Source organism: Streptomyces sp. NPDC057271 (assembly GCF_042668715.1).
Taxonomy (GTDB): domain Bacteria; phylum Actinomycetota; class Actinomycetes; order Streptomycetales; family Streptomycetaceae; genus Streptomyces.
In genome coordinates, this window is the sequence record NZ_JBHUYJ010000144.1 from 1 (window position 1) to 16327 (window position 16327).

The window sequence follows — 16327 nt, forward strand, 5'->3', positions numbered from 1 at the left end:
GGCCGGCCCCGCGCCCACCGCGTCCAGGACCTCAGCGCGGAGCCTGCGGGATGTCGGCAGGCGGGTGTGGACGGAGACGGTGGCCCGGCAGGTGCGCCGATCGGCGACGTGTCCGTAGTCCTGCGAGACCGGCGGCGAGCGCGCCCGCGGAGACGAGGCTCAGCAGGACGAGGGTCAGGATCACGGGGAATCGCCTGAGGGCGCTGTCGGGCGTGATCAGCAGCTGCGATGGGGCCTCGGCTGCCCGCCGGGGCCCGCCGTTCCCGGCCCGGCCGGATGTCCGGTTCCGGCCGTCGTCGTTCCTGACCCGTGAGAGTGCTCGGCCCTCGTGGCTAAGGGCGCCGTACTCGTTTGCGACCACGCGCACCGCTGCCTTCGCCGACGAGTGAGCCCGGACGGGCCGCGAAGAGGAGGAAGGCCGCCCCGTCGCCATGAGCACGACCAGCAGCCCGATGAGCCCGGCCACCATGACGCCCCGGCTCACGACGGGCTCTTCCCCGCCACCCATGTGCCCCTCCTCGAAGCTCGGCCCTTGGGGGACCAGGCCCCTCACCCGACCGGCACGCGACATGACGGTGGCCGGTTCAGGGACGTGACGTCGCCCGCTTCGGCCGATCTCGCGCGAGTTCTGAACCAGGCCGAGGGTTCGCGCGTGCCGGACTGTGAAGGTCGCATGGGGATGCCGCCTTGTGCCCCCAGCGCCGGTGAGTGGTCTCGTATGACACCCCTCCTCCGGCCCGGGCGGCCGGTGGGCCTTGCGCGTTGCTGTGGGAGATGCGCGCAAGGCCCACTTTCATGACATCGCCGGGACCCGCCGCCGAGCGTTCTCGACCGGCCGACCTCGCAGCCTTGAACCCGCCCTCCGCGCGTCGCGTGTGAGGACGTACGGCAGCGGATCTCGCTGGTCGCCCTTGCGGACCCGCTCGGTACGAGCGATTTCAGCGACCTGCCGTCACCTTCGACACCTCCCCTCGGAAGGCCCCCGAATGCCTCCATTCCACCGACGCCGCATGCCCGCGACCTTCCGTGCCGGCCGCCGCGCTGCCCTGCTGGGTGCCGGACTCAGCGCCTCGTTCCTCCTGGTCACGAGCGCCGCGCCCCCCGTCGGTCCGCTCTCCGCCGCGAGGGCCCCCCTTGCCTCCGGGGCGGCCGGCATCCGGCAGTCCGGCGTCGTTCATGACGACCACAGACCCATGTCAGGAGCGCTGCGGACACAGGCGTCCGCCCAGCACACGGCGGCGGACGCCGAGCGAAAACAGACAGCCCAGGAGGCCGCCCGCCTGCGGGCTGCCGCGGCCGAACAGCGAGCCAGCCGGAAGGCCGCTGCCGAGCGGGCTGCCGCGGCCGAACAGCGAGCCAGCCGGAAGGCCTCTGCCGATCGGGCTGCCCGGGCCAGAAGGGCCCAGCTCCGACAGGCCTCGTGGGTCGCACCGGTCCGCGGTTATCACCTCGGCGCGTCCTACGGGCTGGGCGGCGGCCTCTGGGCCCACCGTCACAGTGGCCAGGATTTCGTCGTACCGTCCGGAACCGCCGTGCTGGCCGTGCACGACGGCACTGTCGTGGAGGCCGGCTGGGGCGGGGCGTACGGCTGGAACATCGTGATCCGACACTCGTCCGGCGTGTACACGCAGTACGCGCACCTGTCGCGGCTCGGCGTCCGCACCGGACAGCGGGTCGGGACCGGCCAGGTGATCGGGAGATCGGGCAGTACCGGCAACTCGACGGGCCCGCATCTGCATTTCGAAGCCCGCACGGCTCCGTGGTACGGCTCCTCCATCGCGCCGTTGCAGTTCCTTCGCTCGCGGGGCGCGCGACTCTAATTGGCCGGAAACTGGCGCATGGAAGTGATGTATGGCCGAAAGAGAGTGGTCTGACAGTGCCGGTCGTACGTGCCGACCCAAGGAGACCCGTGCCGTCTGACGACGAGTACCGGATCCTGCTGGGGGCGTACGTCCTTGGCGCCCTGACACGGGAGGAGGACCGACTGGTGGTCGATCATTTGCTGGGCTGCGACCGGTGCGGTGCCGACTACCTCGAACTGGCCCAGACTTCTGACGTCCTGGGCCTCGCCGACGGCGTAAGCCTCCTCGACGGCGACGGTCCGCTCGGAGGCGGTGACGCGGCCGGGCGTGGCGGCTAGGGCCTGCTTGACGGCATCGTGGCCACACGGACCTGAACCACCACCGAGAGAGGTGCCTCATGCTGCGCGTACTGGCGGTCGACGACGAGGAGCCCGCGCTGGAGGAACTCCTGTACCTCCTACGCGAGGACACGCGGGTGAGCAGTGCCGACGGCGCCCTGGAGGCGACCGAGGCGCTGCGTCTGCTCGGCCAGGCACTGGACGGCACCACCGAGTGCGAGCGTGGCATCGACGCCATCTTCCTCGACATCAACATGCCCGGGCTGAGCGGACTCGACGTGGCCCGGCTGCTCGCCGGATTCAGCTCGCCCCCGCACATCGTCTTCGTCACCGCCCACGAGGACTTCGCCCTGGAGGCCTTCGAACTCCATGCCGTCGACTACCTCCTCAAGCCCCTGCGCGGCGAGAGGCTGACTCAGGCCCTGAACCGTGTCGAGGAGCTGGTGCGGGCCCAGCGCAAGCCGCCGGTCCCGGCCTCCCCGCCCGAGACCGCCACCACCCTGGACACCGCACCTGAGAAGGCGGAGCCCCCGCCCGTCGGCCTCGTCGACCGGATCGCCGTCGAACTCGGCGGCTCCACACGCTTCTTCGCCATCAGCGACATCACGTTCGTCGAAGCGCAGGGGGATTACGCCCGTCTGCACACCCGGGACAACACCACGCACCTCATTCGCATCCCCCTGTCGGGCCTGGAGGAGCACTGGCGCGCCAAGGGGTTCGTGCGTATACACCGCCGCTACCTCGTCTCGCTCACCTCCGTCGATGAACTGCGCCTGGACCGAGGCATCATGACCGTGCGCGTGGGCGAACGCGTGCTCACCGTAAGCCGGCGCAACACGCGCGAGCTGCGCGATCTGCTCATGCGGCAGGCCACGGACAGCCGCGAGCGAAGCCGGTGACGGCCCGCCCCCGGACCGTACGGATCACAGCGCGATGGGTGCTGGGCCGACCGTGGCTCGCTGCGTACGAACCCGTCGCGTCAGGCGAGCATCACGGCAGCGGGGGGCGGGGATGAGCTCCGAACCTGCTCCAAGACGTGAGGTGGTCACCCGGCTCCCGGACCGGTCGAGGCGCACACCGCCCGTCCACTCGGTCGCCGGGGCGGCGGACGAACCCGTCCACGACCAGGACGCCGTCAGGGTCCTCGTCCGAACCCAGCTCCGGGGCGCACTCGTCGTCGTGGGCTTTCTCACCGCATTTCTCGGCCCCCTGCCTCTCGTTTTCCGCGCGTTGCCCGGCCCGGACACCTGGGCCGGTCGGAACATGACCGTCTGGGCCGTCCTCGGCGTGGCCGTCTACCCGCTGCTACATCTCGCCGCGCGCTGGTACGTACGGCGTGCAGAGCGCGCCGAGCGTGCTTTCCACGACCGCACCCAGGGAGCCGGCGACCACCCCGGGAGCATCGGATGAACCAGACCTACGGCGTCGTCGCGGTCACGTCGGTGTTCGTGCTCTCCGGCCTGATCGGGGCACTGGGGCTGCGCATCTCCCGTACCACCTCCGACTTCTACGTCGCCTCCCGCAGTGTCCCGCCGCGTCTCAACGCCGCGGCCGTCAGCGGCGAGTACCTCTCCGCGGCCTCGTTCCTCGGCGTGGCCGGGCTGGTGCTCGCCCAGGGCTTCGACATGCTCTGGGTGCCGGTCGGCTACACCGCCGGCTACCTGGTCCTGCTGGCCTTCGTCGCGGCTCCGCTGCGGCGGTCCGGCGCGTACACACTCCCCGATTTCGCCGAAGCCCGGCTCGAGTCGACCGCCGTCCGTCGCGTCGCGAGCATCCTCGTCGTCGTCGTCGGATGGCTCTACCTCGTCCCCCAGCTCCAGGGCGCGGGGCTCACGCTCGGCCTGCTCACCGGTGCCCCCCGGTGGGTCGGCGGCCTGGTCGTCTCCGTTGTCGTGGCGCTGACGGTGGCCGCCGGAGGCATGCGCAGCATCACCTTCGTCCAGGCCTTCCAGTACTGGCTCAAACTCGTCGCCCTCCTGGTCCCCGCGCTGTTCCTGGTCTTCGTGTGGCTCGGCGACACCAGCACGCGCACGGCGTTCGACGAGCCGCCCACGTTCCGCGAAGCCACCCAGGTCCGCGTCGACGACACGATCCGCATCAGGGTCGACGCGCCCCTGCGGGTCACCGTCGACGGCACCGTGGACGGGCACCGCTACCGGGACGCCGCTGTCCGTCTGCCACCGGGAGTCCATCGCATCGACGCCGGGACAATCCTGCGCTTTTCCGCCGACGCCCGCGTGCCCGAACGCGGCGGCAAACCCAGCGACGACCGCACCCACGACCGCGACACCGGGCCGGCTGACGAAAGCGCCCGGTCCGGCGAAGGCTCCACCTGGAGCGGTGGCACGTCGGCAGCGCCGCGGTCGGAGTACCCGCTGTACGCCACCTACGGCCTGATCCTCGCCACCTTCCTCGGCACCATGGGACTGCCGCACGTGGTCGTCCGCTTCTACACCAGCCCCGATGGCCCCGCCGCCCGCCGCACCTGCGTCGTCGTGCTCGGCCTGGTCGGGCTCTTCTACCTCCTCCCGCCGCTGTACGGCGTGCTCGGCCGGATCTACGCCCCCGAACTGCTGCTCACCGGCAACACCGACGCGGTGGTGCTGCTCCTGCCCGAGCGTCTCATCGGAGGTGTGGGTGGTGACCTGCTCGGCGCGCTCATCGCGGCCGGGGCGTGCGCGGCGTTTTTGTCCACCGCCTCCGGACTCACGATGGCCGTCGCCGGCGTGCTCAACCAGGACGTCCTCCCGTCCCTGCGTATCAGGCACTTCCGGCTCGCGACCCTCCTCGCCATCGCGGTACCCGTCCTGGTGTACACCGCCGTGGTCGGGCTTCCCGTGGCGAACTCGGTAGGACTCGCGTTCGCCGTCTCGGCGTCGTCGTTCTGCCCGCTGCTGATCCTCGGCATATGGTGGCGTCGGCTCACCGCGACCGGCGCCGTCGCGGGACTGCTCACCGGAGGGGGGACGGCGTTGATCGCCGTCGCGCTGACCATGGCCGACAGCGTGTCGACGAGCTGGCTGCGGACCGCGCTCGCCTGGCCGGCCGTGTGGACCGTGCCGCTCGCCTTCCTGACGATGGTGCTGGTCTCGCTCGCCGACCGGCGTGGCCCTCCCGCCCGCACCGACGCGATCATGGCGCGGCTCCACCTGCCCGAACCGCCTGCAGACCGCACCACCGTCATGCCTCGGCGCCGCTCCACCTCCGAGGAGACGCCCGACAGGCGAGGCGGCACGCCCATACCGCGGGTACTGCGGCCCCGACGAGGGAGAACCGACCCATGATCGACCCTGGTTCCGCCGCTCTCGTGGCGGACGCCGTTCTGCTGCTGGTCGGCGTCGCCGCCGGACTCGGTGCCGCCACCGCGCTGGCCCGACGCCGACACGGGCTCGACCCGGTCGGCGACAGCGTCGAGAAGGCCACCTTCCGCACCCTGCACACGGCCTCTCTCGCCGCGCCGCCCCTGCGTGCCGGCCTCACGGCCGACACCGCGCGCAAGGCCGTCCGCAGACTGCGGCCCCTCCTCGGCAGCAGCGTACTGGTCCTCACCGACGACGAACGGGTCCTGGCCTGGGGAGGCTCGGGCGAACACCACGCCGACGACGTCATGGCACACGCACGCGAGGCACTCAGGACGGGACGCGCCTCCTCCATCACCCTCGACTGCACGAACGAGGAGTGCTTGGTACGGGCCGGAGTCGTCGTCCCCCTCCACATCGACCAGCGCCCCCATGGCACCCTCGCCGCCTTCGGCGCGCAAGCGTCCGACGCGCTGCTCCGGGCCACGGAGGAAGTCGCCCGCTGGATCTCCGTACAGCTCGAACTCGCCGAGCTCGACCGGGCTCGCACCTCCCTCATAGAAGCCGAGATCCGAGCCCTGCGGGCCCAGATCTCGCCCCACTTCATCTACAACTCGCTCGCCGCCATCGCCTCCTTCGTGCGAACCGATCCCGAACGCGCCCGCGAACTCCTCCTCGAATTCGCTGAGTTCACGAGGTACTCCTTCCGACGGCACGGCGACTTCACCACGCTTGCGGAAGAGCTGCGATCGATCGAGCAATACCTGCAACTGGTGCGTGCCCGCTTCGGTCGGCGTCTCGAGGTGACCCTCCAGGTCGCCCCCGAAGTGCTGCCCGTCGCCCTGCCCTTCCTCTGTCTCCAGCCGCTCGTGGAGAACGCCGTCAAACACGGCCTCGAGGAGTCCCTGGAACGCAGCCGCATCACCCTGACCGCCGAGGACGAAGGGGTCTTTGCCCGCGTCGTCATCGAGGACAACGGCATCGGCATGGACCCGGACCGGCTGCGTGGCATTCTGCACGGCGCCGGGGGCCCGTCGGCCGGTATCGGGCTGTCCAATGTCGACGAACGGCTGCGCCAGGTGTATGGAGAAGATCACGGACTCGTCATCGAGACGGGAGTCGGTGCGGGCATGAGGATCACCATGCGCATCCCCAAGTTCCGGCCGGGAGTGCACAGCGTTCCCCGCTGACCTGGCGTTCCGGATCATCCCAAGCTTCCCCCGCGGACGTGAACCGCCCGCTGCGAGGATCCGTGACTGTGAAAGAACCCGCGGCTGGATGCCTTCCCACTCCGCCCGCGGATGCCCGAGTCGTCCCTCCGGCTCGGTGAGCGGCTGTTCCGCACGTGTCCCAGGAAGCCCCCCTCCTGTCCGGCGGAACAGCCGCTCTGTCATGTCCGGGCACAGGCCGCGCCATTTCGGAGCCCGCCCGCGGCATCCGGTCTACACGGACCTCCACCCGTGCCCGTTCACCTTGCGGCCCACCGTCCACCGGCTCTGCGCCGAACGGCACCGGCGCTACCGCTCAACCGTTGGTCGACGACAGCTGCCATGTCCGCCACCTGGCGGATGTCCGTACCTCGGCGTCGGCGACAGCCTGAACCTGCGAAGCAACGGAACGAACACATCCACCGACCGACAGCGACGTCGTCAGTGAAGGAGCGTCTCCCATGACCGCACCGGCTCTCGAACAGACCGCCCAGCCGACCCCGGCCCTGTCCCTCCCCGAGGAGTCCGTACCGCCGTCCGATCACTCCAGGCGCACGAGTGAGGCGGCGCTCGCCCAGCTCCACCAGGACCACGGACGGGCCGTCTTCGGCTTCCTCCTGGGCCTCACCTATGGCGACCGCCAGCGTGCCGAGGATCTGGTTCAGGAGACGATGATCCGCGCCTGGCGACATCCCGAGGCTCTGGAGAGCGACCACGAGTCCATGCGGCCCTGGCTCTACACCGTCGCCCGCCGGCTCGCCATCGACGCGCGGCGCGCACGATACTCCCGGCCCAAGGAGGTGTGCGACATCGCCCTCGACGCCAGTGCGATCCGGATGGAGGACCCGATCGAGCCGTCCATCGAGGCCCTCGACGTGCGCGAAGCGCTTCGAGGACTCAGCGAGGAGCACCGGCTCGTCCTGGTCCAGGTGTACTTCCGCGGCCTGTCGGTCAAGGAGGCCGCCGACGCACTCGGCATACCGGTGGGCACCGTGAAGTCCCGCACGTACTACGCGCTGCGCTGCCTCAAGAAGTCGCTGAAGGGCTACGGCGCGAGCCGCTGAGGGTTCCCCGCGAAGCCGGCTGTCCGCCTGAACGTGACATCGGCTCCTTGCGTGCAGGGAATCGAACCCCCCTCATGGACATGTGAGCGCACGGGTGAACGGACACACGGAAATCCCCGGACGGAGCCCCGATGACGGAACAGACACGACGCCTCGACCCGGCCGTGGCCGCCACGATGATGCGCACGCTCCTGACGCAGTGCGACAACGGATCATGGGCATCCCGACCGGCGCCCCGCGTCGTTGAGACGGCCTTCGCCGCCTTCGCCCTCGCCTCAGCGGGCAGCCGGGACTCCCGCGGGGTCGTCTCCCGTGCCCGCGCGTGGCTCTTCCGCGACCCCCCGCGCACGACGGCGCCCGCCGGCGCGGTCCTCCTTGAGGAAGCCCTGTGGTCCCTCGGCGTCGACGACGGAGAACCCGTCCGGCTCCCCGCCCTCTCGCGGGAACGGGCCGACGGCTTCGGTGACAGGTACTGGTTCGGTCTCCTGGTCCAGGTGCTCGCCGTCCAGGGCGACCGTCCGGTGACCGGAGGACTTCCGCTGCCACAGTTGCGCGACACCGTCCGAGACATCGCCGACCGGACCGCGCGCGAACGGGAGGATCCCCGACACGCCGTCGAGGCGCTGGCCGCCCATGTTCTGCTGGAGCGTCCGCTGCGTGCCGATGAGGCGGGCTGGCGCGCCCTCGAACGTCTCATGGCCGAGCAGGCTCCCGACGGATCGTACGGGGAAGACGTCATCGCGACCGCCCTCGCGCTGCTGGCGCTCGGCACCGTGGGGGCCGGTGGCGAAGCCTGGCGCCGAGCCCGCGACCACCTGATTCGCGTCCAGGATGGGGACGGCGCCTGGCCCGCCCGGAGCGCCGACGTCATCGAGACCGCGCTGACGGTCCGCGTCTTCCATGACGACCCTGCGTTCGCGGAGCACGCCCTGCCCGGCGCACTCGCCTTCCTGCGCGCGGCCCAGCGGGACGACGGCGGATGGGGTGCCACGCAGAACGCCCCGTCCGACGCCTCCCTCACCGGCCTCGTACTCAGCGCCCTCGCCGGACTGCCACTGCCCCGCCGTACGACGGACCGCGCATGCTCCTACCTGGCGAGGCGCCAGAACGCCGACGGCCTCTGGGGCGAAGGCCGGCTCGGTGAGGAGACCGTCGCCCACGTCGTCGCCGGCCTGCGCCTGCACCGCCACACCCACCGAGTGCCGTACGAGAAGGCGCAGGCATGGCTGACCGAACGCGTCGGCGCCGCCGGACCCGACCCCGACTCGGGCTGGATCCTCGGCCTCCCGTACGCCGTCCACCGCACGGTCGACGCACTCGGCTCCGCCGCGCCCGAGGCCCTGGACGCCGTACGGGTACTGGCGACACTGCAGAACGCGGACGGCGGCTGGCCCCAGACCCCGGGCGCCGCGAGCACCCCGGCCGCCACCGGTACCACCCTCGCCGTACTGGAGGCGTGCGGCGCTCTGACCGAGGAGCGCCGCGCACCGGCCCTGGACTATCTGCTGGCCGGCCGGAACGACGGCACAGGTCGGCCAGGGGCCCTGACCGAGACAGTCGGCCCCTGGCCGCTGCCGGTCCGGCAGGCGGGACTCACCCGGGCGTTCGCGGCATGGGGCCTCACTGCGACGCTCGGCCGCGCGTGCGCGGGATTGCCGGCCTGACGGGGCGCGGGTCACGGTCCCGGAGTTGCGGTATGGCCTCCCCATGACCAAGAGCGGCTTCAGGCCGGCCGCACGACGTCCGTCGTTCGCCATGGTGGTGACGTCGTCCTCCATGCACTGCCGGCGGGCCTCCGGGCTGCTCCCCGTACCCGGGTTCCAGACCGCCGACGCTCCGGATGCCCGCCCCAGCCGTGAGGCAACCGCTTCGGGCGCCCAGCCGTCGGACCGTGAGACTCGGCGGCGTCTGCCGTCGCTGCGGCGCCCGCTTCTGCGTTCCCCGAACCTAGCGGTTTGCCCTCGGCCCGGCATGTGGTGCGAATCGATCGAGCCGCATCCCCTACCCATCCGTGACTTGAGGGAGAGCACCAGTAACGGATGCGAAGCGCAAGGGAGTGACAGTGGCGAAAAGAGGGCGGCCCAGAGGACTCAGGCCGGGCCAATTCGTACGTCGATGGGCCGGGTTACTGTGGCGGCACCGGGCCGCCGTTCTCCTCGCCTGTCTGCTGCCCCTGCCAGGGCTCGGCGTCATCCTCGCGGGGTCCCCTTTCGAGAGGTGACGACGGGGCACGGCGCGGCTGATCCGAGTAAGTGGCAGGCGAGCAACGCCAACTCGGCATCTGGCCGAAGTCGTTCAGCGGAGGCCGCGAGCTTTCGCTCCTCGGGAGGAACACCCGGAGTGTGGTGCGGAGCCGGCGGCAGGAGTCGTTGTCGCCGCCAGTCCGCCGAGTGTCGTGGAGACGTCGGCACGCTGAAATCAGTCCCCGGCTTCTTTCATGAGACGAAGAGACGAACGGATACGGGATGAACACGCAGGCAACCACCGACCCGCCGCGTCCTGTGCCCGGCACGGTTTCCGCTCTCTGCGGCAGCGCTCTTGAGAGCATCGCCCGGACGTTCGGACCGAACGCGTGGGCGGAGCAGGTACGTGAGGCATTCGACGTTCTGGTCGAGCCCTGGGGAACGATGACGGTGCGGGATCTGCCCTTCTCCGATGTTTCTCCGGACGGCTCGCCCGTTGAATACGCGATCACGCTCACGGGAGACACACCGGTGCTGCAGCTGGCAATGGAACCTCTGGTTCCTCATGGTGACTACGCAGCCAGGGCTGAAGAGGCGCGGCGCGTGATGAGCCGGTTGTCGTCGCACTACGGTGCCCAGATGGAGAGGTGGGCTCGGGTAGCCGACCTGTTCCTCCCTCGGGAGGGGGCGGCGGATCACGTCGCTATGTACGGATTGGAGGCGGTTGCCGGGCGCCCGCCACAATTCAAGGTCTGGTTCTATCCCCAGGTAAGGGGTATTCCGCGTGCTCCTGAACTGGTGGCCGAGGCGCTGGTGAAGCTGGGCCTGGGGGAGGCATGGGGAACCGTCCTCGGCCACGCGTACCGCGGGTTCGAACGTGATCGGCCCGCTCTGTTCAGCCTCGACCTCACATCGTCCCCGACCGTGCGGACGAAGGTCTACTTTCGTCATTACGATTCCAGCGCGCGGCATATATCGACCATCTGTGGTGAAGGGTCGCGGCGAAGCGCCGCAGCGGCGCGGGATTTCTGCACCGCCCTCGCCGGGGATGCCGGATTGGGTGTCCAGCCTCCGGTGACGTGCCTGACCCTGACTCAGGCCGGTCGGCATGTCGGATACTCGGTGACACCGTACGTGCCGCTCTGGACCGCCGCACCCGATGACGCTGTCATACGCGCGCGAATCGGCGCGCTGCTCGCAAGCCACGGAGCTTCGCCGACCCGATACGAGGACACGCTTCACGCGCTTGCCAGGCGGCCTCTCTCAGCTGCCCGAGGTCTGCACAACTACGTCTCTCTGCAGCTAATGAAGACTGGACCGCGGATCAAAGTCTATCTCTCGCCGGAGCTGCTGGGCAGTGATCCACCTGCCCGTTATCAGTGAGAACTGGGAGGAAAAGTGGAAGAGAGCCGGAATGAGGAGGAGTGTCCTGAGGGTTCGCCGGACGGCTTGGTTCTGATCACGCCTGGCCAGGAGTACGTCGGCAAGCAAGGGCACTCCTTCTTCGTGGGAATTTCGCGGGAGTCCGCGGGCTCCCGCGGCCTGTGCATGCACCAAGTGGTCATCCCGCCCGGTGCGCGCGACCATCCCCACCTTCACGAGGGCCACGAGACAGCGATCTTCGTCATCTCGGGCGAAGCGGAGGGGCGCTACGGCGAGGGACTCAGTCAGCGCCTGGTGGCCGGTGCTGGGTCGTTCGTCTATATCCCGGCAGGTGTGCCGCACCAGGCCATCAACGCGAGCGCGACGGAGCCACTTGTCGCTGTGATCGCTCGCACGGATCCACACGAGCAGGAGAGCGTCGTTCTGCTGGGGGACGAGAGGCAACTCTCTGACGATACGTCAGCTGACCTGAGGGGAACGGCACCCTGACCAACCCTTCGGCGACGGCGGGGCGGGCCAGCGCTCATCAAGGCCGTGCTGCCAGTGGCGGCCACGCACGGCAATCCGGGCCTGTTCGCGGCCATTCCCGCAGCGGACACGGACACCCTCCTTGCCCAGCTGGGCATCCCCGTCGCGGCCCCGGCCACGGTCTACGGCTCGGGCCTGGCTCCCGAAGCGCCGTGGAGCGTCAGCACCGCGGAGATCTGAACAGACACTGACGGGGCGGAAGCCGGCACGCCCCGGACAACGACTTTGGAGGAGCGAATGTCAACCATGTATGAGCTGCTCGCCCAGGGACTGATCTCGCACCTGGGCCTGGCCCCCGCAATAGTCCGCCCCGAAGCCACGTTCGACGAACTCGGTCTGGACTCCCTGGCCATGGTCGAGCTGGTCCTGGTCCTGGAGGATGAGTACGGCATCGAGGCCGAGGGCATCGATCCCGCCGGCACGCTCGCCCAGGCCGCCGCCCATCTGGAACAAGCCGCATCCGGCGAGCCCTCCCCGGCTGGGAGCCCCAACCCGGTGGGCGGCACACCCTGACGCCGGCCGATGTCGCGATTACCGGCCTCGGAGCTGTCAGCGCGGCAGGGATCGGCGTCGGCGCGCTCGCCAAGGCCCTGGCCGCCGGCGGGCCGGCTCAGCCGGCACCTCGACATGTTCACCCCCATGGCCCTCATCGCGGCCCGTGAAGCGGTCAACGATGCCCGACTCGACCCGGACGGCTTGGAGCCGTTCCGGGTCGCCGTCGTCCTGGGGTCAGCTCCAACGGCCTTCAGCACTACGACACCACGCTGGGCCCCCTGCGGACGGCATCGCCAAGACCACCCGAGCACGGCGGGACGCACCCGAACATGCCCGCTGGATCGGGTGCATCACCAGCAGCTCATTCCTACCGGGAACTTGAAGCCGCCCTGCCGGTGGCCGGGATCAGCGGAACAGCTGACCGCGGACCGCGCCGTCGGGGAATTCCGGGGTGTGGATGTTGGAGTAGTAGTTGCGCGGGTTCTTCTTGATCCGATCGACGACGGCGGGGTCCTGGCCGGTGAGACGGCCCGCGACGGCGAAGATCCCGTTCGGCACCGGCTTGTCGAAGAAGTTGAGGACGACGGGGCCGTTCACGCCGAACGCGCCCTGGTGGAGGTGTCCGAGCGACGGGCTCTGGATGTTGATCCATGCGAAGGCGTAGTCCACGTCGGTGTCGTCGAGTCGGAGGAACGTGACGGCATGCCCGTCCGGGTCCCCGACCTTCGAGTCCGCGTTCTTCGGCACTTCCTGCTCGCCGTTGGAGAGCGCGCGGAGCTTTCCGCCCTTGATGATGTTCAGCGGGTTGAGGTTGCGATTCACTGCCTTGAGCTGACCGCGAACGGCGCCGCCGGGGAACTCGGCGCTGTGCAGGTTGACGTAGAAGTCTTCCGGGTTGGTGCGGATCTGCTCGGCCAGCGCCGGGTCCGTGAGGGAGACCTGGCCGGCCGCCGAGTGCATGCTGCTCGGCATCGCCGAGCCGAAGAGCGGAACCTTCACGCCGCCGTTCGTGCCCTTGGAGCCCCGGTGGATGTGGCCCAGCGTCGGTGTCAGACCCCTCCACTGGAGGGCGAACGTCACCCGGTCGCCCTTCACCTTGATCAGGGCCCTACCCTCGCCGTCGGGGTCGCTGACGGCGGGCCCGCCCGGAACGGGAACCTCCTCGGCGCCGCTGAGGGTCGCAGTGAAGCTGTACGCACGACCCTTCGAGGGCCCGGACACCGTGGAGGCGCTCACGGAGCCGTGGGACCCGTGAGCGCCATGGCCGTGCGAATTTCCATCGGCGAGCGCGGGAGCGACGCCTGAGGCCGCCAGGGCCACCGAGGCGATCGCCGTCGCGAGAATATTGTGACGCATGTATCCGTACCTCCAGTCAGGCCGATCGCCGTTGCGACCGGTCACCGATAAGTACGAGACGCCTCCACCAGCTGTTCAACGAAAAGAATTTCCGGCAGAATCGAACCGTGCGCACATTCTCGTCGTGAAGCGGGATGAACTCCGCCATCTCACGACGGGACCTTTCCCATGCGCAGCACTCGCACCTACACTCTGATCACGGCTCCGCTGATATCAGCCGCACTGCTCGGTCTCGCAGGATGCGGCTTCGTGGACGAGCCTCACGGAAAGCCCGCGGCGAAGCCCGCTCCGGCTTCGTCGGTCAAATTCGCCGACGCGCCACTCGGCCGGATCCTTGTCGACGAGACTGGTCGCACGCTGTACGGATTCACCAAGGACAAGCCCGGCACGAACGGCTCCTGTGACTCCGCTTGCATTGCCGTCTGGCCGGCCCTGACCACGGCTGGAGAGGTCACGGCGGGCGAGGGCGTGGACCCGGCCCTGCTCGAGAAGACCAAGCTGAGTGAGGGCGCGGAGCAGGCGACGTACGGCGGCTGGCCCTTGTACTACTACGTCGGCGACGCGGCGGGCGGTGACGTGAATGGCCAGGGCCTGGACAACGAGTGGTTCGTCATCGGCGTGAATGGAAAGCTGATTAAGAAGGCGCCGTGAAGGAGTGAAAGTCTCTCGGTCGAGCGGGGGAGTCGGGAGGCGACGCTTCCTGACTCCCCCGCTCGTGTCCATCGGCGTCCGGCCCGCATTCTCCGGCCGGCCCCGGACCGCACGACGACGAACTCGCCGCCCGCGTCGTCCACAGTGCTGAACTCGTACTGTTCAACAGGCACGGCCGCGACCGGTTCGGTCCTGACGCACTTCCGGGAAAGGCTGCGTCCGGCTGCTCAGCGAGGGACGACCGGATTCGGGTCCGCTTCGAGGACGGGCGATCACCTATGCGGACCTGCTGATTGGATCCGAGGGCATTCGCCCAGCAGATCCACAGATCGCTCCACTGCCGAGATCGTCGGCGGTGGCGGTGGGGGTGACACGGGGCGACGGCTCACTCACGCACGCCACGTAGTTCGGTGCCTGTTTCACCAGGAGACGAATGAGCGGCTGTTCCGTTGTTGAGACACGGTGGATTCCCAACAGGAGGACGGAACAGCCGCTTCCCGAGTCGGGGAGGAGACTCGTGTTATGCCGCGGTCCGGACCAGGACCGCAGCGTCTTCCATCAGCACGGCCTGTTTTCGAGAGCCGTTCACCGGTCCGCAGAAGAAGACGTGAAGTCTTCCCCGCCCGAGTGCGGCCTGGAACCCGGGCTCAACCATCCGCCGAAGGGGCGGCCTCGGCAGACGTAGGCGGGTGGGGTGGAGGCGGTCGAGGGCACCTCATCGGCGTGCGGTGCGCGAGCGACCGGCCGGCCGGGGCGCAGTGACTACTTGGGAGCTCCGACCAGTTGTCCGTCGGGTGACATGGCGTACCAGAGGCCACCGACGCCCTGCCCCTTGGTGTCGCCGGGCTCGGTGTCGGCTGCGAAGGTGTAGATCGGCCAGCAGTCGATGGTCTGCTGGGCGATGCCGTCCGGCCGGTCGAGGACCAGGAAGTTCCTGAGCGTGACGCCCCGGACCTCGGTCTTGTTCACGGGGCCCACCACGGGCCACTTCGTCAGACAGTCACCTGTGCAGTTCGACTTCATCGGCCACCGGACGTCCTTCGTGAACCGGTAGACCGTCATCCCCTGCGCAGTGACCACAATGGGCCCCAGCTTGGGATCGTGACGGATGGCGAGGCCGACGGTGGACTGGACCGGGGGCGCGGGCGGGGCCGAAGAGACCGATCCGGCGGCGGGCGGTCCGCTCGGGGCAGCGGTTCCGGCGACTCCCTGCGCCTTCGTGCCGTCGGAAGAGACGGCGAACCAAGTGCCCCCCACACCTTGGCCCTTGATGTCCTTGGGCTTGGTGTCCTGGGCGAAGCGGTACACCGGCCAGCCGGCCACAGTGAGTTGCTTCGTTCCGTCGCTACGGGTCACCTGGCCGATCAGCTTCGCGTCGACGCCCGTGGAGACCGAGACAGCGCCGGCCGGCACAGGCGGCCACGCTGTGGCGCACTGGCCGTCGCAATTGGACCTCGGCGGTACTGCGGTGTCCTTGTCGAACCGGTAGAGCGTGAACCCGGCTCCATCCGTGAGCACCTTGCCGAACTGCTTGGTGGGCCATACGTTCAGCTGACCCACGGGCCGCGCGCTCGGCTTGGCCGCGGGAGGTGCGGCGCCGGACTGCGTGACAGTGCCCGGCGCCTTCTCCTCACCTCCGCTGCCGCAGCCGGCCGTCACCAGAAGCGCTGCTGCGGCCGTGATGGCCGAGGCTACGCGTGCCATTCTCATATCCGTCCACTCCGATACCTCAAGGGGCCGTCAGAAGCTGTCTCCGCAAGGCACGGTCATGGAGTGCTGCTCGTTCATTCGGTTCGGGAGCGACCGAGTTGTCAGCCGGAGAGGCATCTGGCTCGCAGGAACCGCAGTGGAGCGAACGGCCTAGTGACCTGGTTCGGAGATCCTGTCGCAGTAGCGGCAGATGCGGTCGAGGATCTGGTCGGCGGTCTTGGTCCATTTGAAGGGCCGGGCCTGGTCGTTCCGGACCTTGATCCAGTCTTCGAGTGCGGTCTTGAGGTCTTCGAGTGAGCAGAACACTCCG

General features: G+C 69.4%; 15 protein-coding genes. 13 read left to right on the forward strand and 2 right to left on the reverse strand.

Annotated features, from left to right (window positions below; all coding sequences use genetic code 11):
• Positions 1–1010: 1010 nt before the first annotated feature.
• The 12 genes from ACFUJR_RS36095 to ACFUJR_RS36150 all read left to right on the forward strand — a co-directional run bounded on the left by ACFUJR_RS36095 (position 1011) and on the right by ACFUJR_RS36150 (position 12318).
• Entirely contained in the window at positions 1011–1820 is an 810-nt protein-coding gene (locus tag ACFUJR_RS36095; RefSeq protein ID WP_383165433.1) for a M23 family metallopeptidase, read from the forward strand.
• 89 nt (positions 1821–1909) lie between these two features.
• Positions 1910–2140 (forward strand): zf-HC2 domain-containing protein, encoded by a 231-nt coding sequence (locus tag ACFUJR_RS36100; RefSeq protein WP_383165431.1) that lies wholly within the window; start codon positions 1910–1912, stop codon positions 2138–2140.
• A gap of 59 nt (positions 2141–2199) precedes the next feature.
• On the forward strand, positions 2200–3039 hold the full coding sequence (locus ACFUJR_RS36105) for a LytR/AlgR family response regulator transcription factor (RefSeq protein WP_383165429.1): 840 nt from the start codon (positions 2200–2202) through the stop codon (positions 3037–3039).
• Between the two features lie 112 nt (positions 3040–3151).
• Positions 3152–3550 (forward strand): hypothetical protein, encoded by a 399-nt coding sequence (locus ACFUJR_RS36110; RefSeq protein ID WP_383165427.1) that lies wholly within the window; start codon positions 3152–3154, stop codon positions 3548–3550.
• Complete coding sequence (locus tag ACFUJR_RS36115) at positions 3547–5424, forward strand: cation acetate symporter (RefSeq protein WP_383165425.1); 1878 nt, start codon at positions 3547–3549, stop codon at positions 5422–5424. The genes ACFUJR_RS36110 and ACFUJR_RS36115 overlap by 4 nt, the downstream gene beginning before the upstream one ends.
• Positions 5421–6629 (forward strand): sensor histidine kinase, encoded by a 1209-nt coding sequence (locus ACFUJR_RS36120; RefSeq protein WP_383165423.1) that lies wholly within the window; start codon positions 5421–5423, stop codon positions 6627–6629. Before ACFUJR_RS36115 ends, ACFUJR_RS36120 begins: the two co-directional genes overlap by 4 nt.
• Before the next feature lie 479 nt (positions 6630–7108).
• Positions 7109–7711, forward strand: coding sequence for a sigma-70 family RNA polymerase sigma factor (locus tag ACFUJR_RS36125; RefSeq protein ID WP_383165420.1), 603 nt, complete (start codon positions 7109–7111; stop codon positions 7709–7711).
• A 131-nt stretch (positions 7712–7842) separates the two neighbouring features.
• On the forward strand, positions 7843–9375 hold the full coding sequence (locus tag ACFUJR_RS36130; protein ID WP_383165418.1) for a prenyltransferase/squalene oxidase repeat-containing protein: 1533 nt from the start codon (positions 7843–7845) through the stop codon (positions 9373–9375).
• A gap of 801 nt (positions 9376–10176) precedes the next feature.
• A complete protein-coding gene (locus ACFUJR_RS36135; protein ID WP_383165415.1) occupies positions 10177–11277 on the forward strand; it encodes a tryptophan dimethylallyltransferase family protein in 1101 nt (366 codons plus the stop codon).
• A 15-nt stretch (positions 11278–11292) separates the two neighbouring features.
• Entirely contained in the window at positions 11293–11766 is a 474-nt protein-coding gene (locus ACFUJR_RS36140) for a cupin domain-containing protein (RefSeq protein ID WP_383165412.1), read from the forward strand.
• A gap of 45 nt (positions 11767–11811) precedes the next feature.
• Complete coding sequence (locus ACFUJR_RS36145; protein ID WP_383165409.1) at positions 11812–11985, forward strand: hypothetical protein; 174 nt, start codon at positions 11812–11814, stop codon at positions 11983–11985.
• Between the two features lie 57 nt (positions 11986–12042).
• A complete protein-coding gene (locus tag ACFUJR_RS36150; protein WP_383165406.1) occupies positions 12043–12318 on the forward strand; it encodes an acyl carrier protein in 276 nt (91 codons plus the stop codon).
• Positions 12319–12705: 387 nt separating this feature from the next.
• Here ACFUJR_RS36150 and ACFUJR_RS36155 read toward each other — a convergent pair whose 3' ends face one another.
• Positions 12706–13656 (reverse strand): CHRD domain-containing protein, encoded by a 951-nt coding sequence (locus ACFUJR_RS36155; protein ID WP_383165403.1) that lies wholly within the window; start codon positions 13654–13656, stop codon positions 12706–12708.
• A 168-nt stretch (positions 13657–13824) separates the two neighbouring features.
• Between ACFUJR_RS36155 and ACFUJR_RS36160 the strand changes: the two genes are divergently transcribed.
• A complete protein-coding gene (locus ACFUJR_RS36160; protein WP_383165400.1) occupies positions 13825–14307 on the forward strand; it encodes a hypothetical protein in 483 nt (160 codons plus the stop codon).
• Between the two features lie 762 nt (positions 14308–15069).
• On the opposite strand, the gene ACFUJR_RS36165 is transcribed toward ACFUJR_RS36160, so the two are convergent.
• A complete protein-coding gene (locus ACFUJR_RS36165; protein WP_383165397.1) occupies positions 15070–16017 on the reverse strand; it encodes an SCO0930 family lipoprotein in 948 nt (315 codons plus the stop codon).
• Positions 16018–16327 lie beyond the last annotated feature (310 nt).

Excerpts from the sequence above, each read along its gene's own strand:
- ACFUJR_RS36105 (WP_383165429.1), top strand. The coding sequence starts at position 2,200 with ATGCTGCGCGTACTGGCGGTCGACGACGAGGAGCCCGCGCTGGAGGAA.
- ACFUJR_RS36135 (WP_383165415.1), top strand. The coding sequence starts at position 10,177 with ATGAACACGCAGGCAACCACCGACCCGCCGCGTCCTGTGCCCGGCACG.
- ACFUJR_RS36155 (WP_383165403.1), bottom strand. The coding sequence starts at position 13,656 with ATGCGTCACAATATTCTCGCGACGGCGATCGCCTCGGTGGCCCTGGCG.
- ACFUJR_RS36120 (WP_383165423.1), top strand. The coding sequence starts at position 5,421 with ATGATCGACCCTGGTTCCGCCGCTCTCGTGGCGGACGCCGTTCTGCTG.
- ACFUJR_RS36095 (WP_383165433.1), top strand. The coding sequence starts at position 1,011 with ATGCCCGCGACCTTCCGTGCCGGCCGCCGCGCTGCCCTGCTGGGTGCC.
- ACFUJR_RS36115 (WP_383165425.1), top strand. The coding sequence starts at position 3,547 with ATGAACCAGACCTACGGCGTCGTCGCGGTCACGTCGGTGTTCGTGCTC.
- ACFUJR_RS36125 (WP_383165420.1), top strand. The coding sequence starts at position 7,109 with ATGACCGCACCGGCTCTCGAACAGACCGCCCAGCCGACCCCGGCCCTG.
- ACFUJR_RS36165 (WP_383165397.1), bottom strand. The coding sequence starts at position 16,017 with ATGAGAATGGCACGCGTAGCCTCGGCCATCACGGCCGCAGCAGCGCTT.
- ACFUJR_RS36130 (WP_383165418.1), top strand. The coding sequence starts at position 7,843 with ATGACGGAACAGACACGACGCCTCGACCCGGCCGTGGCCGCCACGATG.
- ACFUJR_RS36160 (WP_383165400.1), top strand. The coding sequence starts at position 13,825 with ATGCGCAGCACTCGCACCTACACTCTGATCACGGCTCCGCTGATATCA.
- ACFUJR_RS36110 (WP_383165427.1), top strand. The coding sequence starts at position 3,152 with ATGAGCTCCGAACCTGCTCCAAGACGTGAGGTGGTCACCCGGCTCCCG.
- ACFUJR_RS36150 (WP_383165406.1), top strand. The coding sequence starts at position 12,043 with ATGTCAACCATGTATGAGCTGCTCGCCCAGGGACTGATCTCGCACCTG.